Annotated in this window: 15 protein-coding genes and 1 tRNA gene; 5 read left to right on the top strand and 11 right to left on the bottom strand. The window is 67.5% G+C overall.

The features are described from left to right. The first annotated feature begins 50 nt into the window (after nt 1-50). Nucleotides 51-127 (top strand) — tRNA-Met (locus tag ACO1BU_RS13875). A 329-nt stretch (nt 128-456) separates the two neighbouring features. On the opposite strand, the gene ACO1BU_RS13870 is transcribed toward ACO1BU_RS13875, so the two are convergent. The 6 genes from ACO1BU_RS13870 to ACO1BU_RS13845 all read right to left on the bottom strand — a co-directional run bounded on the left by ACO1BU_RS13870 (nt 457) and on the right by ACO1BU_RS13845 (nt 7,269). Beyond that, entirely contained in the window at nt 457-903 is a 447-nt protein-coding gene (locus tag ACO1BU_RS13870; RefSeq protein WP_424136545.1) for a lysozyme inhibitor LprI family protein, read from the bottom strand. Between the two features lie 122 nt (nt 904-1,025). Beyond that, entirely contained in the window at nt 1,026-1,892 is an 867-nt protein-coding gene (locus tag ACO1BU_RS13865; RefSeq protein ID WP_424136544.1) for a hypothetical protein, read from the bottom strand. 511 nt (nt 1,893-2,403) lie between these two features. Further along, complete coding sequence (locus ACO1BU_RS13860; RefSeq protein ID WP_424136550.1) at nt 2,404-2,589, bottom strand: hypothetical protein; 186 nt, start codon at nt 2,587-2,589, stop codon at nt 2,404-2,406. A gap of 296 nt (nt 2,590-2,885) precedes the next feature. Beyond that, entirely contained in the window at nt 2,886-3,710 is an 825-nt protein-coding gene (locus tag ACO1BU_RS13855; protein WP_424136543.1) for a tetratricopeptide repeat protein, read from the bottom strand. Then, a complete protein-coding gene (locus tag ACO1BU_RS13850; RefSeq protein ID WP_424136542.1) occupies nt 3,707-5,074 on the bottom strand; it encodes an HlyD family type I secretion periplasmic adaptor subunit in 1,368 nt (455 codons plus the stop codon). Before ACO1BU_RS13850 ends, ACO1BU_RS13855 begins: the two co-directional genes overlap by 4 nt. A gap of 2 nt (nt 5,075-5,076) precedes the next feature. Then, a complete protein-coding gene (locus tag ACO1BU_RS13845) occupies nt 5,077-7,269 on the bottom strand; it encodes a peptidase domain-containing ABC transporter (protein ID WP_424136541.1) in 2,193 nt (730 codons plus the stop codon). Between the two features lie 713 nt (nt 7,270-7,982). On the opposite strand from ACO1BU_RS13845, the gene ACO1BU_RS13840 reads away from it, so the two are divergent. Further along, nucleotides 7,983-12,062: an autotransporter-associated beta strand repeat-containing protein gene (locus tag ACO1BU_RS13840; RefSeq protein ID WP_424136540.1), complete on the top strand. Its 4,080-nt coding sequence runs from the start codon at nt 7,983-7,985 to the stop codon at nt 12,060-12,062. A 287-nt stretch (nt 12,063-12,349) separates the two neighbouring features. Here the strand turns inward: ACO1BU_RS13840 and ACO1BU_RS13835 are convergent, their stop codons facing one another. The 4 genes from ACO1BU_RS13835 to ACO1BU_RS13820 all read right to left on the bottom strand — a co-directional run bounded on the left by ACO1BU_RS13835 (nt 12,350) and on the right by ACO1BU_RS13820 (nt 16,453). Continuing rightward, nucleotides 12,350-12,934 carry a gluconokinase gene (locus ACO1BU_RS13835; RefSeq protein WP_424136539.1) on the bottom strand — a complete coding sequence of 195 codons (585 nt, stop codon included), beginning with the start codon at nt 12,932-12,934 and terminating at the stop codon, nt 12,350-12,352. Nucleotides 12,935-12,979: 45 nt separating this feature from the next. Next, nucleotides 12,980-13,984, bottom strand: a complete 1,005-nt coding sequence (gene gnd / locus ACO1BU_RS13830; RefSeq protein WP_424136538.1) for a phosphogluconate dehydrogenase (NAD(+)-dependent, decarboxylating) — start codon at nt 13,982-13,984, stop codon at nt 12,980-12,982. Nucleotides 13,985-14,087: 103 nt separating this feature from the next. Beyond that, entirely contained in the window at nt 14,088-14,987 is a 900-nt protein-coding gene (locus tag ACO1BU_RS13825; protein ID WP_424136537.1) for a formylglycine-generating enzyme family protein, read from the bottom strand. 14 nt (nt 14,988-15,001) lie between these two features. Beyond that, on the bottom strand, nt 15,002-16,453 hold the full coding sequence (locus tag ACO1BU_RS13820) for a sulfatase family protein (RefSeq protein ID WP_424136536.1): 1,452 nt from the start codon (nt 16,451-16,453) through the stop codon (nt 15,002-15,004). Nucleotides 16,454-16,660: 207 nt separating this feature from the next. On the opposite strand from ACO1BU_RS13820, the gene ACO1BU_RS13815 reads away from it, so the two are divergent. The 3 genes from ACO1BU_RS13815 (at nt 16,661) to ACO1BU_RS13805 (ending at nt 20,843) form a co-directional block, all read left to right on the top strand. Beyond that, a complete protein-coding gene (locus ACO1BU_RS13815) occupies nt 16,661-17,707 on the top strand; it encodes a LacI family DNA-binding transcriptional regulator (RefSeq protein WP_424136535.1) in 1,047 nt (348 codons plus the stop codon). Between the two features lie 237 nt (nt 17,708-17,944). After that, a complete protein-coding gene (locus ACO1BU_RS13810; RefSeq protein ID WP_424136534.1) occupies nt 17,945-18,946 on the top strand; it encodes a Bug family tripartite tricarboxylate transporter substrate binding protein in 1,002 nt (333 codons plus the stop codon). Nucleotides 18,947-19,019: 73 nt separating this feature from the next. Continuing rightward, entirely contained in the window at nt 19,020-20,843 is a 1,824-nt protein-coding gene (locus ACO1BU_RS13805) for a chloride channel protein (RefSeq protein WP_424136533.1), read from the top strand. Between the two features lie 360 nt (nt 20,844-21,203). On the opposite strand, the gene ACO1BU_RS13800 is transcribed toward ACO1BU_RS13805, so the two are convergent. Continuing rightward, on the bottom strand, nt 21,204-21,572 hold the full coding sequence (locus ACO1BU_RS13800) for a HigA family addiction module antitoxin (protein WP_424136532.1): 369 nt from the start codon (nt 21,570-21,572) through the stop codon (nt 21,204-21,206). Nucleotides 21,573-21,650: the final 78 nt, after the last annotated feature.

Raw genomic sequence — 21,650 nt, 5'->3', positions numbered from 1 at the left:
CAAGACGGATCTCACCACCACGGGTTTTCACCCCAAGAAAACCCGACCATCGCGGGGTGGAGCAGCCCGGTAGCTCGTCAGGCTCATAACCTGAAGGTCACAGGTTCAAATCCTGTCCCCGCATCCAGCTTGACTTGTAGCAGCGCCCCGACGGCATCCGCCTCGGGGCGTTTTTTCGTTCCGGCCGCCTCCGACAAGCGGAGGATAACACCGAGGCGACTTTTGAGTGTGCCGGATGAGCTCATTCTGGCCTGCCGCATCAATCAGCCCTCCGATGCGACGATCTGGTCCGAGCCGACATTCGGCGTGATCTGAAGCGCACGGAGGAAATACCACATCGGTGGGCGGCCTACCCCGCGCCCGCCCGGAGCTCGGCGAAACAGTCGCCGAGAGCGGTACCGCGAGTGCGCCGCGGCCGAAGTAGCGCATCGCTGCTCCTGTCCGCGCGTCTGAAGATCAGTTGTCCGTGTATCGCTGAGTAAGTTGCTGGCTCCGGCGCGTCGTCTTGTCCAGCAGACATGACAGGCTGGCTGTTCCCGTCCCGCTGCCACTGTGCCACTCGTAACTGATCAGATCACCGCAGTCAGAATCACGGAAGGCGATCCAGTTCCTCTGGGCGACCTGCAGCGCGTGCTTCCAGGCCTGGCGCTGCAGCGGCGTGCTGTCCGTATCGGCATCGATATACCTCAGCGCGCGCTGGTAGGCGCTATTCAGCGCAGTGTCGGCCTGCCGCAGCAGCGCCTCCAGGCAGGTCCTCTGCTCCGGCGCGGAGGGCTTGTCGTCGCAGGCCGTGGCTGGCGACGACTGCGCCCATGCAGGTGCCGGATGCGCGGCAACCGCCAGCCAACATACGGCCGCCACAAGCCAGGCAAGGCAGCCCCGCGTTGGACAAGAAGGCTTCATGGCTCAGAATGTCTCCCGCTTGGTGATCTGATTACTGGCACTCCGGGCCAAGCCATCCATCTCCGCGAGGGCGCATCTCGAAGGCGGTGTGGGCGGGGCGCCCGCCCGTCATGCCTGGAGAATCAACGCCGTGCCCGGTAGCCTACGAGGCCACGATCCGCGTCGAAGAGGTAGTCGAAGCCATTCAGGAAACGAAAGCTGGTGTTCACAAAGACTGGCCGCTCCCCGGGCCCCACAAGCGTGATGCCACGTGGCGCGACCGGGTTCGATACGTCTTCCGCGGCGAACGTATAGCCCCAGGGTGCGCTTCCCTCAGGACGCAATTGTATGCTGACGCTTGTTCCCGGTATCAGGGTAAGCTCACCAGCGGTTCCCCGGGTCGCGACACCGGCGAGTTGGCCAGGGGGCACAGTTAGGAACATGCGCGATACGCCCGTGTCCATCAGGACCGTACCGCATGCTGGTGGAACTGCTCCAGCGACACTGATGCAGGCTGGCGGCGCAGCCCAGTCGACGAAGTGCTGGCTGCGTGCCAACTGCACCTTCAGGAAGTCGCTATGGATGTCGTCCCCCCGCAGGCCGACATGCACACCGTCGCGGGTCACCATATAACCTCGTCGCGCCTCATGCCCCGCCGTGTCGGCCAGTTGCAGGAAGGGGTTATGATCAGGCGTGCTCTGTGCCTGATGGTCTCCCTGCCGGGCGAAGCCGATACCCAGCATGGCCACGTGCCGCGGAGCCTCTTCAGGTGTACAGTCACGGGCTTGCACCAGGCAGGAGATGCGCGTGACGGCCAGGATCGGCATTGGCCGGGTTCTGATCGCTGCGCCGCCAGCCCCCGCAATGGTGACCGGCGCAACTACCCACTGTCCCTGCATGACGCGCCCCGAGCTGGAGTAGGTCAGCTCCGCGGGGCCCAACGAGGGAAGGGACTGCAGGTCAGGTATCATGTTGGCCGCGACAACAACACCAGTCGAGCCCGTGTCCATCACTGCTTCCCGCGCCGGTCCGCCGAGGGAAATTAGGAGGTGAGGGACCTCTTCCAGTGGCCGGTCGGGTCCAGGCGCGTTGAGAAAGCGCAGGAACGTACTGCCGTGCCCTCCGCCACTCGGAACTCCGCCCTGTAGGGCCTCGTCCCCTCGGGAGGAGGCGCAGCCGCCCGCCGCAAGCATCAGTGCCGCCAGACCAAGCCGGCGCATCAGGGCACTGCGCGAACTTTTCCGAGACGACGCGCGTGCCGTCATCTCCAGGCACTTCCAAACCGTCCACACGGTGCAAGACCTGGAGTATGCTGCCTCAGGATCATCAGCAGCGAAAAGCAGGTTACCGAAGATTCGTGAACACCCACGACCTGAGCGCACGGGGGTGATCATGGAGGAAGGCCGGTTCGGGTGTTGCCTGGCGAGTAACCATGCTCATTCGCACTCCTCGCCTCCTTACGAGGTGCTTGCCCACCACGGCCGGTGCGGCAATGCACTACCCCCGGGGCCGCAGTGAACCCTATTGCCAGTTACCCGGTATCCAGACAGGGCGTCCCCCGCGATTGTCCCAGTGCCCCGCGACAAAGCGCGAGCCATCCCCGCGGAAATCCGTCCAGTGACCGCCGATCCAGCTATAGCGCTCGCCATTCCAGTGCCAGTGGCCGGGTTGCCAGCTCCAATGACCTGGAGGCGCGACCGGACGCATCTCTTGGTAGGGAGGCGGCGGGATAGGAGGATAGGGCTGCGCCACGGCGCAACCCGTCATCAGTGTCAAACCCAGCGTGAGAATAGACAGGGTACGGACAGTCATCGTTCCTGAACCGCCAAGGCCATGTAACTTGTCGATTAACACAGCCGGACTACCTGCGGTTGCATCGGGCCGGAGCGGCGGTGGAATAGCTGGCCGCCGTGGCGATCAACTTCCCAAGTTCCACTATCTCTGGACCGCTTACTACCCAGTTCCCGTGACGATGCCAGCTAGGGGGCAGGGGGCTGCACATGCTAGGCATCGAGGCGCGCCAGCAGCGCGGCTGCCTGTGCATCTCCACCTTTAGCCGCCAAGCGCAGCCACTCCTCCCCACGGCGCGGGTCACGCGAGACGCCCAGGCCGAGCAACATCATTCGGCCCAATGCTCGCTGTGCTGCCGAAAGCCCCGCTTCTGCCGCCCGGCGCTGAAGCGCGGCCGCGGAGACCATGTCAGCTGGAGCGCCGATCCCCTGTTCTCGCATGGTGCCCAACAGGTGCAGCGCGGCAGGCAGCTCCGCCATCACTGCGCGCTCCAGCCAGGGCAGCGCCGCGGCCGCACCCTGCTCGTTCCGTGCGCCTCGGATCAGACCCAGGGCGTGGCCGAGTGCGCCAGCGGCGGATCCCCCCTCAGCTGCCCACCGGTACCAGTCGGCGGCTTCGTGGCGCCGCTCGGCCGGTCCATGCTCCAGTAGCTGAGCGGCAAGCGCCTGACTCTCAGCGTGGCCGGTTTCGGCAGCACGAAGCGCCCAGTCGAGCGCCTGCGCGGAATCCTGCAGCGGCTCTGCCGCCGCGCCGTGTGACGGTGAGGCCGAGAGCAACCTCGCCAGATGCCATTGCGCCTCGGACTGGCCGGCTTCTGCCGCCCGGCGCAGCCAGTGCATCGCCTCCGCCGCGTCTCTCGGAAGGCCCCGCCCTTCGGCATAGGCGAGCCCGAGCGCCAGGGCCGCATCCACCTCTCCGGCCATGGCCGCCGCGTAGAGCCGACGGGCCGCGTGGCCGTCCCAGTGCGGCAGGCACGCTATGGCGCGCCGGGTAAGGGCGCGCCGCAGTGGCGGACACAGACGCAGGAGCGCGATCATGTCGGCTCGCGCATGCCATCCGACAACGGGGTCAGAACACGGCCCAGGAAGTATTCCAGCACCGTCCACCGCCCCACCTTGACGTCCGCCGTCACGGGCATGCCGGGCAGGATGCTGAAGCCCTTCGGCAGCCCGTGCAGGCGGCCCAGATCCTCGATCTGAATCCGCAGCCGGAAATACGGAGAATTTGGACTGGAGCCTGTCGGCAGCCTCGCGTTGCGGTCCTGGTCGGACCGGGCCAGGAAGCTTGACGGGCTGACCGTGACGACCCTTCCCGTGGCGGCGCCAAACACCGTGAACGGAAGCGAGTCGAACTTCACGACGGCCCGCTGTCCCGGTTCGGCGAAGGCCTCGTCACCACCCGGCAACTCGGCCTCGATTTCCACAGGCGCGTCGGCAGGCACCAGGGAGAGCAGCTCGGTGCCGGCGCTGAGGACTGAGCCCGGTGAGACACGTGCGACAGTGAGCACCACGGCATCCCGCTCCGCGCGCAACTCCGTCACCGAGTGACGAAGAGTGTCGCCCCTCATGGTCTCGCGCAGTGCAGCCAAGCGGGTGGAGGCGCGGGCCAATTCCGTGGTGATCTGCGAGGCCCAGCCGCGCTCCCAAGCCACCTGCTCGCTCTGCTTCGCCTCCAGGTCCTGCCGCAAACGCGCGAGCTCAGACTGAGCATCGGCAAGTTGACGCTCCAGCTGCAAGCGCATGTCCGTGGCCGCGAGCAGGTTCAGCTCGCTCCCGATGCGATCTCGGAACAGCTCGCGGCGGCGCCCCTCCACGTCGCGCGCGATGGCGAGCCGCTGCGCGGTGCCGCGGAGGTCGGAGTTCGCGCCCTCGGCCTGTCGGGCCAGGGCGGCGGCCTCAGCCGCAAATCGACGAAGCGTCGCGTCCCGCTGCGCAGCCCGTTCCTGCGCGAGCGCGCCCTGACGGGCCATAGCCAAGTCATCGGGTTTCGGGGCGAAGGGACTGCCCTGCGCCTCCGCAGTGAGACGCGCGACCTCGGCCTCAAGCTCCGTGACCCGTGCGGCATCGGCACCGAGCCGTGTCTCCGCGAAGGTGGGATCCAGCCGCGCAAGAAGCTGCCCGGCCTGGACACGCTGTCCTTCCCGAACCTCCACCGTGCGAAGGATCGAGGTTTCCAGGGACTGGACGACCATGGTACCGGCCGAGGAGACCGTCGTGCCCGTTGCGGTGACCACCTGGTCCACAGGAACTGCAGAGAGGGCGGCAACACACGCGATGACGCCGCCGCCGAGCACCCAGGCAAGCGAGCGGGCAGCGCGGCCCGTGGGCAGGGCGATTAACGCTGCCGTCGGGCTCTCAAACTCGAGGAGAGCGGCTTCGGCGGAGGCGGTATCCAGCTTCATGGTCATTCAGCCGCCAGGGCCGCCGGCCCCGCCCCTAAAAACATGTGGCGATTCTGCTGCGTCCAGAGCAGGCGATAGACATCGCAGCGCTCAAGCAGGACGCCATGTGGCGCGATGTCCAGCAGCCGGCCCTGATCCAGGACGGCGATCAGGTCGCAGTGCACCAGGGATGAGAGGCGGTGTGAAACGATAACCATAGTCCGGCCCGCTCCGAGCCGCGTCAGGTTGGCGTTCACCACCGCCTCGCTCTCCGGGTCGAGCGCACTCGTCGCCTCGTCGAGGATCAGCACGGGTGGCTCGCTGGCGATCGCGCGTGCGATCGCCAGTCTCTGACGCTGACCGCCAGAGAGATTCGAACTGCCCTCCTCGATCAGGGTGTTCATGCCGCGCGGCAGCCGCTCAATGAACTCCTCGGCGCCGGCCAGCCGTGCGGCGCGCGACGCATCCTCGGCCGTAAGGCCCGGGCGGCCGGCCAGGATGTTCTCCCTCACCGTGCCGCGGAACAGGATGTTGTCCTGCAGGACAATGCCCTGGGAGCGGCGGAGATGGCCGAGATTGATTTCTTTGGCGTCCGTCCCGTCGATCCTCACGGCACCTGCGTATTCGCGGTCGATACCCTGTAGCAACCGCGTGATGGTGGACTTGCCCGAGCCCGAACGGCCTACCAATCCCAGGATCTGGCCCGCTGGAACCCGGAACGAGACATTGTCGAGCGCAGGCCGCTTCGCGCCGGGATAGGTGAAGGTCACGCCTTCAAAGGCGATCTCGCCCTTGATGGTGGGGCGCAGCCCACCCTGCATGGCGGAAGTCTCGGTCGGATTGTTCAGCACCGCGGCGACATGGCCCACCGCCATGCGGGCCTCTTCCAACTCACCCAGCAGCCTGGCCAAGCCGAGCAGCGGCGCGGCCAGGCGCCCCGACAGCATGGTAAAGGCAACCAGCGCTCCGACCTGGATCTCGGCCGAGCCAGAGAGCACGAGCCCCGCCGCCAGAGCCAGCACGCCGCGATCCACGAAGCGCTCCAACGGCAGTGTCGCCGTCACGGGCCAGCTGCCAAGCCGCCCGGCGGCAAGCTGCGCGCGGCCGGCTGCTGCAACGCGCGCGTCCCACTCTTCCCGCCGCGTGCCCTCCAGTGCGAGAGACTTCACGGCGCGGATGCCGTGCACGGTCTCGACCATCAGTGCGTTCTTGGCCATCTCGGCCTGGATCACGCGCCCCTGGGCTCGGCGCATGCTCGGCAGGAAGGCAGCCGTAACCAGCGCGATCAGCCCAGCGCAAACCACCACGACCAATGTGAGCAACGGCTGGAGGAACAGCAGGATAGGTAGCAGTACCAGCAGCGTCGCGGCGTCGAGCGCTGTCGTCATCAGGCGGCCGGTGAGAAAGGCGCGAACCTTGAAGATCTGCGCCACCTGATGATTCACCTCGCCTGCCGGATGCCGCTCGAAATAGCCGAGAGGCAGGGCCAGAAGTCGGTCGAAGACGTGCAGGTTCAGCTTCGCGTCCACGCGCGTGGAGAGAAGCTGGAGAAGCTCACGCCGGGCATGGCCCAGCAGCACCTCTGCCCCGACCGAGATCAGCAGGAAGGTGGCGACAAGCTCGAGGGTGGACCAGCTCTGCCGGGCAATAACGCGGTCGAGGATCGTGGAGGTCAACAGGGCCGGAACCACGGCCAGGACGGAGAGAGCCAGCGAGGCAACCGCGACATCCCGGAGCGTCCGGCGCTGACCCAGGACGAGGCGGAACACCCAGCCCAGGTCGAAGGGTTGTTCGGCCTCGGGCGCCTCCCTTCTGCGGCGCAGCAGGATGGCTTCCCCACTCCATCGCCGGGCGAGGCGCAACTCGTCCATGGGCTGCGGCTCCGCGCCCGGTGCGTCGGGATCGCAGATCCAGACGAGACCGCGGGCGGGGTCGCCGGCAACGGCGAGCACGGCGCCGGTCTCGGTTAGAAGGACGATCGGTGCGTCGCGACGCGCCCGCGCGAGCTGCCGGAAGGGAAGACGCACGCCACGTGCCCAGAGGCCTTGGCTGCGCACCCATTCCGCCAGCTCCGCCGGCGCGGGAACTGCATCCGGCGCGGTGCGCAGCCCGGCGGTCGCGTCCAACTCCACGCCGTGCTGCCGTGCGGCGAGGGAGACCGCCGCAAGCCGCTGAGCACGCGCCGACACGGGATCGGGCTTCGGCCCCTCTGTCATCGCCGGTTTCCTTGATTGCCTGGGCTCGGGCCCGGTCAGGTGCTCTGCAGGGCCGGAGATCTTCCCGACCGAGCTGATGCGGTTTCAGCCGCGATCGCGGCGCGGGCCCGAACGGCCCGGCCGCTCCGCGGCATCATGCCGGAAGGATGGGCCCAGCCTTGCTGCCCAGCACGGCGCGGAAGGCGTCCTCCAGCGGTGCTGAAGCAAGCAGAGGCAGGGGAAGATCACGCATCAGGGCCAAGTGTTCCGGGAAAGTAGCGTTCGCAGAAACCGGAAGGCGCAGGTACCCCTGCCGAGGGCAGGCAGCGCCTATCCGGGGAGGCCGTGTTCGGTGGGCTCTTCTTGATATCAACGCTATAATCACGTTTTCGTCAACGAAAAATACAACCTTAAGTAGCGCTAAGCGCTGTTGCGCCGGAGGCGCTCAGACCACTGGCAAGGGAGGCCGACGGACCATCACGGCGCCGTCGCACCTACAACCCACCGTAAATGGCGATGAGCCGGGCATCCATTTTTGCGTTGACGAAAATGTGATTTTCAACCCATGATTGCGTTGTTCTCAACCAAGAGCCCCAGCGTAGCGCCGTCCGCCTGCTCCGGAACGGTAGGCCTCTTTGCTGCTTCGTCCACGCGCTGAAAGCGTGCAGGGCGCTCCCTTCGGGCGAGATCACCGGACGTGGAATCATCCACCCCTGCCTGCCGAGAAGAGACTGATGTCTGACCTTGTTAATCCGCTTGCCAATCCCGAAGCGGGCTCAATCAGTGATGGCGCGGTGATCAAGATTGACCCGAGCGCCCGTGATGGGCTGCGGATTACGGACGAGAACCACTTCGACCCCGCGGTGAACAATGAGGACGATCTAAGCGATTACGGGTCCCTCCTCGATTCCGATCGATCCCTCGACGACGGCGAGTTGGGCAATGTCGACCAGAGCGCCTGGGACGGCCTCGACAAGATCACGGTCGAGGACCACTTCCCCGTCCCTGAGCGGCCGGTGACCGGAGAGCTGCCGGAGGGCGGCCTGAATCCGGCTGAAGGCGGCCTGCTGGACGGAGCCGAAGTTTTCGCGGGTGAGGGGTTGCTGGACCTGCTTGGCGGCCCCGTGGGCGTCGGCATCTTCGTTGTCGTGACAGCGGCCCAGGTCATCTCGGCGCTTGGGCCGCAGACCGACACGCAACGCCCCGTGCTCGCGCCAGGCAGCTCGTTCAACCCGGATGGCTCGTTCCGGAGCACCGCGCTCGCCCTGAACGGCCAGAAGGTCTCGGTCCTGCAAGTCGGTTCCGAGGCGCAGCTGGTGGCTGCGCTGACGCAGGCTAATGGCGGCGGCAATTTCATCATCAGCCTGACCTCCGATATCCAGATCGCCGCCGACCTGCCGGTGCTGAACTCCCGCGCTGGCGAAACGGTGGTGCTCGGCAACGGCCACACGCTCGACGGTAACGGCCAGTCGCGCGGCTTCGTCGTGGACGGTGCGCGCTTCGGCGCGGAGAACCTCGTGCTGAAGGACCTTGTTGCGCAGGGTGATGCGGGCGCGTCCGGCATGGTGGGCGGCGGCGGCGGCGCGGGCCTCGGAGGCGGCGTCGCCGCACTGGACGGCGCGCAGGTGGTGCTGCGCGACGTGAGCTTCAACGCGGATTCAGCGCGCGGCGGTGCAGGCGGCAATGGCACGAGCCCTGACCTCCTCGACAGCGGCAACGGCGTCGGCAGTGGCGGCGGAATGGCCGGCGCGGGTGCGAAGGGCTTTGGCAGCGGCGGGGCCGGTCAGGCCGGTGGCGGCTGGGGTGGCGGCGGCGGTGGCTGGGGTGCGGCGGGAGCTGGCGGCGGGGCTGGCGGCCAGCACACCCACCACCTTCTCTTCAAGGACAATGGAGCCGGCGGCGGCGGTGGCGCGGGAGCTGGCGGCGCACTCTTCGCGGACAGCCGTTCCAACATCACGGTCCTGGGCGGCTCGATCTCCGGCGGAACGGTCAGCGGTGGCGCCGGCGGGCTCGCCGACGGCTCCTCTAGCGCGTCCGAGGCCGGGCTGTCCGGCAGTGCTGCGGGTTCCGGCATCTTCATCCAGGGCGGCCAGGTGCTGCATCTCGGGGCAGGGGCAGGAGAGACGCAGACCGTCTCGGACGCGATCTCTGACGAGAGCGGCTCAGGCTTCGGAAAGGCCCAGGGCTCGGTCGAGATCTCCGGCAGCGGCCGCGTCGTGCTGAGCGGCACGAACAGCTATACGGGCAGCACCGTTCTTGATGGCGGCACGCTTGAGGTTGCGGCCCGGAACGCGGTGGGCAGCGGAACCATCAGCTTCGGGCAGGGTGCTCGGGCGAATTTGGTTCTGGACACGTCCGCCATGCAGGGCAGGTATTTCGATCCGAAGATCGTGAATGCGGGCGCCGGCGACACCATCGATGTCCAGGGCGTGGCCTATGCGGGTGCCGCCTCCACGATCGCATCGGCCGACGAGACCGAAGTGGTGCTCGGCGGGCAGAGCCGGACGGAGCTGCGTCTGCAGGGCAGCTACGCGCAGGGCAGCATCGTCGCATCGGATGATGGTCACGGCGGAACCTTGCTCAGCTTCACCGACGAAAGCCGGACGGCACCGGTCACGATTGCTGCCGCGGACGCGGGGCAGGGCACCGCGAGCGGCACTGCGGCCGCTGGCGGAAGCGTGACGCTGTTCCAGCTCCTGCCCGGCGGAAGCGTGTCACAGCTCGGCCAGGCGAAGGCCGATGCGAACGGCAACTGGTCCGTGAGCGGGCTCGATCCCATCGCCGTGGGAAGTGCCAAGCTGATAGCATCGGTGGCCGCACCCGACGGCAGTTCGGGTTTCGCCACCCCAGTGCAAGCCGCCAATGTGCCGGCGGCCGATCCAGCGGTGGTTGCGGAGCTGGCCAAGGCGCCGGCCGGTAGCCTCGTCCTGCGGGCCGGCGACTTCAACAGTCTGGCCGCCGCGATCCGTCAGGCCGATGGCGGCCAGCAGGGCAACCTGACCATCATGCTCACCGGCGACATACGGGAGAGTGGTGCCGACTTGCCGGCTTTCGACAACCCCAATGTCAAGGTCACGCTGCTCGGAGGGGGCCACACGCTGAACGGCGGGGGCACCGATCGTGGGCTCTTCGTGTTCAATGGCAATGTGGATGTGAAGGACCTCACGATCAGCGACACCGTGGCCACGGGTGGCCGCGGCGGTGACGGCCTTTTCGGCGGCGGAGGCGGTGCCGGGCTTGGCGGCGCAGTCTTCGTCGGCGGGCAGTCCTCTGTCTCGCTCGAGAACGTCACGATGCAGGACGACAAGGCCGTTGGCGGCGCTGGCGGCAACGGCGGCGATGTGTTCGGCACAAACGGGGGCAGCGGCGGCGGTGGTGGCCTGGGTGGCGATGGCGGAAATGCCGGCGCCACGGGCAGCCACTGGTACTCCTCCCACTACGCCGAGGCCGGCGGCGGCGGCGGCATCGGACGTCAGGCGATCGGCGGCACCGGCGGAAGTAGCGATGCCTATGGGCCGCAGGCCGGCATCATGGTCGGCCTCGGCAATGACGGGCAGGGTAGCGGGGACGATGGCGGCAGCGGTGGCGCCACCGGCATTGATGGCGAAGCGGCCTATAGCGGCGGAGGCGGCGGGATCGCATCGCTCGGTCAGCAGGATGGCGGTGACGGCTCCGGCATCATCATGCCGTCTGTGCCCGAGGCGCAGGGCGGCACCGCTGGTTGGGGCGGCGGCGGCGGCGGTGGCGTGATGAACGGCGCCGGTGGCGATGGCGGCTTCGGCGGCGGCGGCGGCGGCAATGGTGACGGCGGCGGCAATGGCGGCTGGGGTGCTGGCGGCGGCGGCGGCAGCGCGGGTTACGGTCAGGACGGCGGCGGCCAAGCTGGGTTCGGTGCGGGCAAGGGCGGCGACGCCTATGCATTCTGGAACACCAACAAGGGCGGGGGCGGCGGCCTCGGCGCTGGCGGCGGCGTCTTCGTCCAGGCCGGCTCAAGCCTTTCGATCATCGGCGGCTCGGTCGATGGGACAGCCACGGGCGGTGCGGGTGCGGATGGCGGCGGTGATGGGCAGGGCCTCGGTGGAGGCATGTTCATCCAGGGCACGCAGGCCGTTGGCCTGGGCGCCGACCAGGGCGCGATCCTCAACGTGGGCGCCGTGGCTGACGAGGCGGGCAGCGCTTCCTCCGCGGCCGGCCAGGGCCAGCTGGTTATCGAAGGGCAGGGCACCGTGGTGCTGACCTCGACCAGCACCTTCACCGGCGGCACCTTGATCACCTCGGGTACACTCGAACTCGCGGCGGACAGGGCGGCCGGCAGTGGCGAGATCACGTTTGCAGCGGGTGCTGATGCCACGCTGAAGCTGGATCAACCTGAGTCAGGATCGCCCAACAGCCTGCATAATGTCATCGGCGGAATGGACGCCAGTGACAGCATCGACATCACGGGTCTGGCGTATCAGGAAGGAGCCATGCGGGTGACGTCCGCCCCGGACGGCGCTTCCCTGACGCAGATCACGGTTGCGAATGACCTGGCTAGAGCGGATGAGCATCTCACCATGTCGGCTCTGCCCGCCGGCATGGGGCTGACCACCGCCAGTGACGGCCACGGTGGCACGCTTCTGAAGCTCGCTGTCCTCCAGCAAGCTGCAGAGCAGGTGAGCACGTTCTCTGCAGCAGCGCCGGCTCCGGAGAACGGGTCCGCCGGCGGTGCCGGGCTGACCGCTCCTGAGCCGGAACTTGGGGCAGCACCACTGCAGGACGGCTCGCAGGGCCTAGTTCCAGGAGTGATCCACGACGGTCAGGGGACCGTGCGCTAGCCAGGCCCCCGTTCGAGGCCGCGATGGCGCGTGAGCAACGGATTTGTAGCGCTCGCGCCGTTGCGGCCTCACTGCGGGGCAGGCGGTGGGTGTTGTACCGGTCCACCCATCCAAGGGTGGCGAACTCAGCAGGCTCCATGCCCCGCCGGGTCGCATGGCGGCATCTCCACGCGTTCAGGCGCCGGAATGTCCGCACCAGTGCCAAGGACAGTGCCAGCCATCATCTTTGCCAGGCGCCTTCTCCGCGGCTGGCAGTCGCCACTGAGGCAGGACCCCTGATTGCGGGCTCATTCTGCGTTTCCGGGGAGATCACGCTTGGCGAGTTGCTCGAGGATGTAGCTGGTGATGTCGACGAGCGTTCCTGTGCCCGACACGACGATCGGGCGCTCATCCTCGCCCGGCACTTCCAGGGTGGCGAGCTGGCTCTCCAACAAGGAGGCGGGCATGTAGTGGCCCGCACGGCTGATCATGCGCGGCCCAATCAGCTCTGCCGTGCCCTCGATATGGACAAGCTGCACACCCCGGCGCCGACCGATGATCAGGTCCCGGTACTGGCGCTTCAGGGCGGAGCAGGTCACCACGCCTGAGCGACCCATCCTGAGCCAGCCATCGATCACAGCTGCGATGGACCGCAGCCAGGGAGCACGGTCCTCGTCAGTCAGGGGCGTGCCGATGCGCATCTTCTCTACATTGGCGGCGGAGTGCAGGTCGTCGCCTTCCTGCAGTGCACAATCCAAGGCGATCGACAGCAGCTTGCCGACCGTGGACTTGCCGCAGCCAGACACCCCCATCACCACGACGATAACGGGCCGCCGAAGCTGTGGCTTCGGCAGCTGCGCGGCCAGCGCGACCAGGTCAGGCTCAAGATTCACTGAAGAATTCCCAGTCTCCGTTCCACGCCAGCGATGCCAGCGCCGTCAGCCCGCCTCCCCGGCAGGCTTGGTCTTCGGCTCGAGATGCCCGCCAAAGCCGAAGCGCATGGCGGAAAGGATCTTATCCGCATAGGTATGATCCTGGCGCGAGCGGAAGCGGGCGAAGAGCGACGCTGACAGCACATTCGCCGGAACCGCCTGCTCCACGGCCGCCTCGATCGTCCAACGGCCCTCGCCGCTGTCGTCGACATGACCGGAAAAGCCTTCCAGGGGTTCATCCATCGCCAGGGCCGCTGCGGTCAGGTCCAGCAGCCAGGACGAAACCACGCTGCCGCGCCGCCAGACCTCGGCGATATCGGCCAGCTTCAGGTCGAAGCGCTCCCCTTCCGGCAGCTTGTCGCTGGCTTTCGTCCTCAGGATGTCGAAGCCTTCGGCATAGGCCTGCATGAGGCCGTACTCGATGCCGTTGTGGATCATTTTGACGAAATGGCCCGCCCCGGTTGGTCCTGCATGGATGTAGCCCTGCTCGGCACGGGGATCGTGCCCATCCCGACCCGGGGTGCGGGGGATGGTGCCCAGGCCGGGCGCCAGCGTCGCGAAGATCGGATCCAGGTGATCGACAGCCTCCTTCTCGCCCCCGATCATCATGCAGTAACCACGCTCCAGCCCCCAGACGCCCCCGGAGGTGCCGACATCGACATAGCGCAGCCCCTGGCCGGCCAGCTGACCTGCGCGACGGATATCGTCCTTGTAGTAAGAGTTCCCGCCATCGATGATGATGTCGCCGCTTTTCATGACGGCGGCCAGACGCATGACCATGTCGTCCGTGATCTTGCCGGCAGGAAGCATGATCCAGACGATGCGCGGGCCGTTGCCGTCCAGGGCCGCGACCATCGCCTCCGGTGACTCCACCGGGGCGGCTCCCTCCTTGCCAAGTGCCTGCCTGATTTCGGAATTGGTGTCGTAGACGACGCAGTGATGGCCACCACGCATCAGGCGGCGGACGATATTGCCGCCCATCCGCCCCAGGCCGATCATCCCGAGCTGCATCTTCACCCTCCCAATCCGACAGAACAGAAGCCAGGCGGTTCATCATGCTGTGTCGCCCAATTGGCAAGCGGCAAGCCTGGCTTTCGATACGTGATGCGGTGCGTCAGGCCACTCGCCTGACGCAGCGGAAGCCGATGTGGGTCGTCCCCGTCTCGATCGACTGCGGCTGCCGCGCCGCAGGCCGGTAACGGTGACAGTAATTGGGCGCGCAGAGATGCGAGCCACCCTTGATGACCTTGCGCGGGATCTGGCCGGCGGGCCGGCCATGGTCCGCCGTACCCTCTGCCGAGAGGCGACTTGGCGTGCAGCAGGTTCTCATCGCCCCGCGCGGGTGGCCGGAAATCCAGTCGTCCGCCGTCCACTCCCAGACATTCCCGATCATGTCCACGAGGCCGTGCCGGTTGGGTGGGAAGCTGCCGACGGGCGAGGTGCCGACGAAGCCGTCCTCCAGGTGGTTCTCGAAGGGGAACGGACCCTGCCAGATGTTCGCGAGGTGCCGCCCCCCGGGCGCCAACTCGTCGCCCCATGCGAATTCGGTGTCGCCCATCGGCCCCTGCGCAGCAAACTCCCACTCGGCCTCGGTGGGCAACGACTTACCGGCCCAAGCTGCATAGGCCAGCGCGTCTTCGTGGCAGACTTGCACCACGGGATGGCGCGGATCGGGCTCGGCACCGCTTCCGTCCGGGTTGTGCCAGTTCGCGCCCGGCACGAATTGCCACCAGTCACCCCAGAACCGCATGTCGTCCCGGCCGCGCGGCGCCTTGAACACCACGGATCCGGGGACGAGCAGCGCCGGATCGGCTCCGGGGTAGTCCTCGGGACGCGGCAGGCGCTCCGCCACCGTCCGGTAGCCGGTTTCCGCCACGAAGCGTGCGAACTCGCCCTGCGTGACCGGCGCTCGGTCCATCCAGAAGCCCTCGACGTGTCGCTCATGCGCCGGCGCTTCCTCGGGGTAGTGGCGGTCCGATCCCATTCGGAACGCGCCCCCCTCGATCCAGACCATTCCCTCCACAGTGGTTAGCGCCCGCTGCGGTCCCGCACCGCCTCTGTCCAGCCCTGGGTCTTCAGGTCGCTGCGGATTCGCCACTTCAGGATCTCGTTGATCAGCGTGCGGCGGACCTGCTCGTGCGCAGGGTCGTCCCAGAGGTTTCGCAGCTCCTGCGGATCGGCCTGCATGTCAAAGAGCTGACCCTCCTCGCTGTCCACAAAGTGGACGAGCTTCCAGCGATCATCCCGGATCATCGTCATGAACTCGGTGCCGCTCAGGATCCGGTCGCCCGCATGCTCGGCGAAGACGAAGGGGCGCGGGTCTGGCATGCCATCGGTAAGATAGGGCATCAGAGAGCGCGCCTCCATCCAGCGTGGCGCCTGGATGCCAGCCAGTTCCAGGATCGTCGGGCCGAAGTCGAAGAGGGAGACGAGGTCGTCTACCTTCCGGCCGGCCGCGACGCGGCCCGGCGCCCAGACGATTGCGGGCACGCGGACGCTCTGCTCATACATCGTCCACTTCTGGCTGTGCCCGTGGTCGTTCAGGCAGTCACCATGGTCGGAGGTGAAGATGATGACTGTGTCCTGCAGCACCCCGCGGCGCTCCAGCGCGTCCATCAGCTTGCCGATCTGCGTGTCGATCATCGTGACATTGGCGTAGTAGTGCTCGCGCTGCCGCTGCATCTGCTCCGGGGCCGGGTTGTCCAGATGCACGACAGCATCGTGGTCCACGGCCAGGTGCTGCTCTCGCAGCTTCTTCAGCGCGCTTGGCTGGCTGTCGATGTCAGCACGGTCCCAGATAGGCTTGGGCAGGTCCCGACCCTTGTAGGCCTCCAGCACCTCTGGCGTGGGGTCATAAGGCGGGTGCGGGCCCGGGATGCCGATTTCCAGGAAGAAAGGTCCCTCGCCACGCCAGGTATCGATCCAGTGTATGGCGAGGCCGGGAACGAAGTTGTCGGAATGCAGGTGCTCCGGCAGCTCCCAGACAAAGGCGCCGAGCCTGTCGCGGTAATCCTCGCGCCGCGCGTAGGTCACGCGGCTCGGCTTCTCCAGGCCGTGCGACCAGAAGGCCTTGTCCCAGTTGTCCATGAAGAAGGGCAGCCGCGGCGTGGCCCGGTCCTTGTTCTCCACCACGTGGCGCTCGTGGAAGCCGAAGGACTCCTCGAACGGATGCGTGTGCATCTTGCCGACATTGACGCAGCGATAGCCGGTATCGGCCAGTTGCCGCACCCAGGTATGGGTCCAGCGCTCGTCATTCCGGAACACGCCGTTGGTGTGGGGGTAAAGGCCGGTGAACAGGCTTGCCCGTGACGGCGCGCAGGACGGGGAGGTGACGTACATCCGCGTGAAGCAGACGCCCTCCTTCACGAGACGGTCGAGGTTCGGGGTCGTCATATGATCGAACCCGGCCGCCGCGATCGTGTCGAAGCGCTGCTGGTCCGTGATGACGAAGACGATATTCGGGCGCCTGGGCGTGTCCACGGGGATTCCTGTTCGTTGCGCCGATGGGCGAGGGAGGGCGCGGGAGCCCAAAGGCACCCGGTCAGCGGGCAACCTGGGCATCCAGACGGGCATCCAGGCACTCCGACTGGTTTCGTAGCGCTACGATCTGCGCCGGGTCAAGTTCCGCAGCAGTGTTCTGCTTTCGTCGTTTCTGGTCTAGAGCGCGCTTATGGACCCGATTGCCCCATGGACAAGAAGCTGATGCCTGGGCGCCGGCAACGGCGCCGGATGCAACTCGTGACCATGACCGAGGTGGCGCGGGCGGCCGAGGTTTCCGCCTCCACGGTATCGCTCTTTCTCCGCAAGCCCGAGCTGGTGTCGGCGGCTATCGGAAAGCGCATCGCGCAGGCCGTGGAGGAGTTGGGCTACGTGCCCAATCTCGTTGCCGGTGGTCTGGCCGCCGCCGGCTCGCGGGCGGTGAGCGTCATCGTCCCTACGATCCAGAACGACTTCTTTGCCGGCACCATTGCTGCCTTGCAGGGGGAATTGGAGCCCGCCGGGTTCCAGCTTCTTCTGGGCAATACCGACTACGATCTTGCGCGGGAGGAGGAGCTGGTGCGAACGGCTCTTTCCTGGGCGCCGGCCGCCATTGTGCTGGTGGGGCTGGAGCACAGCCGCGGGACGAAGCGCCTGCTCCTCCAGGCTCGTATGCCGGTCTTCGAGATCTGGGAATGTGGCCAGAGTCCGCTCGACACCGCGGTCGGATTCCACCACCGCGATGTCGGCGCCAAGGCGTTGCACCACCTCGTCGCACGCGGACGCCGACGCCTCGCCTTTCTCGGGGCACGCATGGGGGACGATCTGAGGGCACGGCAGCGGGCGTCGGGCTTCTCTCGTGCCGCCGCCGATGCGGGGCTGGAGTTGCCCGCGATCCTCGACACCCCGGGAACGGCGAGCACGGAGGCGGGGGGCAGCCTCCTGGCCCAGGCGCTTGCGCGTCCGGAGCGGATCGACGGCATCGCCTGCTCCAACGACCTTATGGCGCTCGGCGCCCTGTTCGAATGCCAGCGCCGGGGGATCGCCGTTCCGGATGCGCTGGCCATCATCGGCTTCGGCGACCTCGGCTTCAGCGCATCCTGCGTGCCGCCCTTGACCACGATCCGTCCTCCGGGCCGCGCGATTGGTCGTGAGGTGGGCCGTCTCATCAAGGAACGGCTGAAACAGGCAGCGCTGCCGTCCGGATCCCGGACCATCGATCTGGCCTTCGAACTGGTCCAGCGGAGTAGCACCTGAAGGGCCTCCGAAGTCCCGCCGCCATCACGTTGACACCCTTCATCGTAGCGCTACGATAAAGCGGTCGCCTGGAGCCGAATTGCCGCGGGCCGACGAGGCCCCATAGGGCTTGCTGAGCACCCGCCCTCCCTGGCAGCAGCGCCAGGGGCGCATCGTCCGGTCCGCAATCCGTAGCGCGGCACCCAAGGGCGTGCGGCGTGATCGGCATCAGCCTGGGGACAAACGAAGGAGGGAACGATGCATCTCACCCGGCGCCGGCTTGCCACCGCCACCCTCGCGATCGCTGCCGCGGCCGCCACCAGAGTCCAGGCGCAAGGAACAGGGGCCCAGGGAACGGGCAGCTGGCCGGGCCGCCCGGTGCGGGTGCTGATCGGCTTTCCTCCGGGCGGGGGCGTCGACATCGTAGGCCGCATCATCCTCCCTCGGGTCGCGTCACGCCTCGGCCAGCCCTTCGTCATCGAGAACCGGGGCGGGGCCAATGGCAATCTGGCGATGGAGGTCCTCGCCCAGGAGCCGGCCGACGGCTACACGCTGTTCTTCGGCAATGTCGGCAACCTCGCCGTCACCAACGCCCTCTACCCGCATCTGCGCTTCGATACGCTGCGCGACTTCGCGCCGATCGCCCAGACCGTTGAGGTGCCGCTCGTCATCACCGTGCACAGCCGCCTACCGGTGCGCAGCCTCCGGGAGTTCATCGAGTACGCCAAAGCCCGGCCGGGGGAATTGAATGCAGGCTCCGGCGGCTCGGGCGGGCCGTCCCACCTCGCCCTGGAATTGTTCAATCGCAAGGCAGGCACGGAGATCGTGCACGTTCCCTATCGCGGCAGCGCACCGGCGTTGCAGGACCTCGCCACCGGGCGCATTCAGATGATGATCGACTCCTACAACATCATGCGCCCGATGGTGGAGGCCGGTCAGGTACGCCTTCTCGCGATCACGTCGAGTGAGCGGCGGTCTCTCCTTCCCGATCTGCCGACGAGTGCCGAGGCGGGGTTGCAGGACTTCGTAGTCTATGGCTGGCAGGGCTTGGTCACGCGGGCCGGTACGCCTCCGGCCGTGATCGAGGCGCTTGAGAAGGGCATGGCCGCTGCCCTCGAGGAACCCGAGGTGCGGCAGGCGCTGGCGGCGCAGGGCGCCGATGTGCACTTCCGCGGCGCGGCCGAATTCGCCGCCTTCATGCGGTCTGAGCGTGAGCGCTGGAGCGGCGTGATCCGGGACGCCGGCATCACCCTCAATTAATGGCGAGAGCCGCATCGGCCGGCCTCTGCGGGGCAGCTTCCCTGCTGCGGCGCGGTCAGCATCGGTCGTGCTGATGGATGCCACCGCCCGCGCCTCCAACGGCCGCCTCCGGCGTGCCCGGCGGCTGCGCCGCCTTCGGCTGGTGGTGGCCCGGCCAGCCCGGGGGGCGGCAGCCCTGCGCGCCTGGCTCCGTGGCGGAGAGGTGGGGCTGCTTGTCCTCGCCGTCGCCGTGGGCGTTGCCAGCGGGCTTCTCGCCCGGTTGCTGGGCGCCGCAGCCGAGCACCTCCATCTTCTCTTCTACGGGCCGGGCGCGGAGCATGGGCTGAGTGCCATGCGGAAGGTCTCGCCGCCCTGGCTCCTGCTCATCCCCGCAGCGGCGGGCCTCGCCCTGGGGCTTCTGAACCTGGCCCTGGCCCGCTGGTTCCCGCGCACGCCGATCGACCCGATCGAGGCCAACGCGCTCCATGGCGGGCGCATGTCCATCCGGGATGCCATCACTGTGGCGGCGCAGAACCTTATCTCGAACGGTGGCGGCGCGTCGGTGGGGCTCGAGGCCGCCTATGCCCAGGTCGGCAGCAGCACGGCCTCCCGTCTGGGGTTCGCCTTCGGATTGCGGCGCGGGGACCTCCGCGTTCTCGTGGGTTGTGGGGCCGCGGGGGCCATCGCTGCTTCCTTCGGCGCGCCACTCACGGGCGCATTCTACGCCTTTGAACTGGTGATCGGGACCTACGCCCTCAGCAGCCTGGCACCCGTGCTGGCAAGTGCGGTGGCCGGAACACTGGCCGCTAGGCTCCTGGGCGGGGTGGGCGTGCCCACGCCGCTTGGCGCGATTGGCACGCCGGATGCCGGTGATTTCGTATACGCGCTCCTGCTCGGCGGGTTTTGCGGGCTGCTCGGCATCGGGCTGATGCGCGGAATGACCTCGGCGGAGGCGCTGCTCCGCCGCGGCGTGCCCTGGCAAACCCTTCGCCCGGCCCTTGGCGGCCTGATCGTCGGCGGGCTCGGCATGATCACGCCAGGGATCCTCTCCAGCGGCCATGGCGCGCTGCACGGGGTCCTGCTGACGGACAGTTCCGCCCAGGCCCTTCTCGTCCTTCTTCTGCTGAAGGCCTGCGCCTCCGCCGTTTCCATCGGCTCGGGCTTCCGCGGCGGCCTGTTCTTCGCCTCGCTGCTGCTAGGGGCAATCGTCGGCAAGCTCCTCGCGGCCGCTACCGTCCCGCTCTCGTTGCCGAGCGTTGATCCCATGCTCCTCTCGATCGTGGGGATGAGCGCCTTCGGGGCGGCCGTGATCGGCGCGCCGCTGGCCATGACTTTTCTGGCGCTTGAGACCACGCGTGACTTCGCGGTGGCCGGGCCGGTGCTGGCGGCCGTCATCGCTGCGGCAATCGTGGTGCGGCGGCTCTTCGGCTATTCCTTCGCCACCTGGCGCTTCCACCTGCGGGGTGAAGCGATCCGTGGGCCGCACGACGTCGGCTGGATCCGCGACCTCACGGTCGGCAAGGTGATGCGGCGCAATGAGAGAACGATCCGCAGCGATACGCGCCTCTCCGCTTTCATGCGCGACTTCCCGCTCGGCTCCAGCAACCAGGTTGTCGTGGTCGACGAGGCCGGCCGCTATGCCGGAATGGTCCAGGTCGCCGAAGCGCACGCACTCGCCCCCTCTGCCGAGGCGGAGACGGTCGGGGCGCTGCTGCGGGTCCAGGACCGCGCCCTGTTGCCAGCCATGAATGTGAAGGCCGCGATGGCGCTGTTTCAGGCCGCCGAGGTTGACGTGCTCGCGGTTCTGGACGGCGCCGAGACGCGGCGCGTCATCGGCATCCTGACCGAAGCCCACCTGCTCCGGCGCTACGGCGAGGAGCTTGACCGGCGCCGAAGGGAAGAGGCCGGCATCGGATAGCGACAAGGGGCAAGCACGGCACCGTCACATTGTCGGATCGCCGGGCGGGTTTGACCGCTCGACGGGCTCGCGTGATCTTATGCCCTCGTCTGGGCACACGTCTCCTGCCGCCAAACCCGGAAGGCCTGATTGCGCGTACGGCGGTACCGACCGGCGGTCATCAGGTGGCAGGCCTCATCGAGGTGAGTCGAGCTGTCCGATCTCCTGCTTTCCGAGGAGAAATTCGACCGGCTCAAGCGTGTCTTCTCCCGGCCTGTCCCCATCTGCGTAGGGCGGGATCAGAGGATCAGAACCCGGCTGGGCGCGACGGCAAGCCGCCGACCGGTTAGGGGCAGCTCGTCCGAGGCGGTTCCCTACCTGTCAGGCTGCTAGGCGCTTCGGTGCCGCGGACAACATCCGGATCTCCGCCAGTTCGTCACGGATCACGTCCTCGGTGTGGTGGAGGTCCCACTGCTGCTGCAATGCCAGCCATGTCTCCGCGCCGATGCCGGTGGCCTTGGCGAGACGGAGCGCCATGTCTGCCGTCATGCCTCGCTGCCCTTCAATGGTCTGGTTAAGGCTGACGAGGCTGACCCGGATCGCACAGGCGAATTCTTCACGCGACGATCCGATCTGCTGCAAGACCTGTTCCAATAAAGCGCCGGGGTGGCTCGACGGGACAACAGTAAGGTGGGGCGACAGCGTTGGCGCGCCCTCTATCGCACGGCCTATCCTGGCTGGATCGTTCATAGAAGGATGAACGCTAACTCCATTAATCTGGTTTCCCGTGACATGCTGCCCGCAGCAAGCTGGATGCGAAGGCCCGCC

The sequence above is a fragment of the Roseomonas chloroacetimidivorans genome (assembly GCF_049629625.1).
Classification (GTDB): Bacteria; Pseudomonadota; Alphaproteobacteria; order Acetobacterales; family Acetobacteraceae; genus Roseomonas; species Roseomonas chloroacetimidivorans.
This window is presented reverse-complemented; position numbering and strand designations above follow the sequence as displayed.

What these genes read in the sequence shown, in the direction of transcription:
- ACO1BU_RS13860 (WP_424136550.1), bottom strand. Translation starts at nt 2,589, where the DNA reads ATGCGTCCGGTCGCGCCTCCAGGTCATTGGAGCTGGCAACCCGGCCAC.
- ACO1BU_RS13845 (WP_424136541.1), bottom strand. Translation starts at nt 7,269, where the DNA reads ATGACAGAGGGGCCGAAGCCCGATCCCGTGTCGGCGCGTGCTCAGCGG.
- ACO1BU_RS13815 (WP_424136535.1), top strand. Translation starts at nt 16,661, where the DNA reads ATGGACAAGAAGCTGATGCCTGGGCGCCGGCAACGGCGCCGGATGCAA.
- ACO1BU_RS13870 (WP_424136545.1), bottom strand. Translation starts at nt 903, where the DNA reads ATGAAGCCTTCTTGTCCAACGCGGGGCTGCCTTGCCTGGCTTGTGGCG.
- ACO1BU_RS13840 (WP_424136540.1), top strand. Translation starts at nt 7,983, where the DNA reads ATGTCTGACCTTGTTAATCCGCTTGCCAATCCCGAAGCGGGCTCAATC.
- ACO1BU_RS13805 (WP_424136533.1), top strand. Translation starts at nt 19,020, where the DNA reads ATGGATGCCACCGCCCGCGCCTCCAACGGCCGCCTCCGGCGTGCCCGG.
- ACO1BU_RS13850 (WP_424136542.1), bottom strand. Translation starts at nt 5,074, where the DNA reads ATGAAGCTGGATACCGCCTCCGCCGAAGCCGCTCTCCTCGAGTTTGAG.
- ACO1BU_RS13865 (WP_424136544.1), bottom strand. Translation starts at nt 1,892, where the DNA reads ATGGACACGGGCTCGACTGGTGTTGTTGTCGCGGCCAACATGATACCT.
- ACO1BU_RS13810 (WP_424136534.1), top strand. Translation starts at nt 17,945, where the DNA reads ATGCATCTCACCCGGCGCCGGCTTGCCACCGCCACCCTCGCGATCGCT.
- ACO1BU_RS13800 (WP_424136532.1), bottom strand. Translation starts at nt 21,572, where the DNA reads ATGAACGATCCAGCCAGGATAGGCCGTGCGATAGAGGGCGCGCCAACG.
- ACO1BU_RS13825 (WP_424136537.1), bottom strand. Translation starts at nt 14,987, where the DNA reads ATGGTCTGGATCGAGGGGGGCGCGTTCCGAATGGGATCGGACCGCCAC.
- gnd (WP_424136538.1), bottom strand. Translation starts at nt 13,984, where the DNA reads ATGCAGCTCGGGATGATCGGCCTGGGGCGGATGGGCGGCAATATCGTC.
- ACO1BU_RS13855 (WP_424136543.1), bottom strand. Translation starts at nt 3,710, where the DNA reads ATGATCGCGCTCCTGCGTCTGTGTCCGCCACTGCGGCGCGCCCTTACC.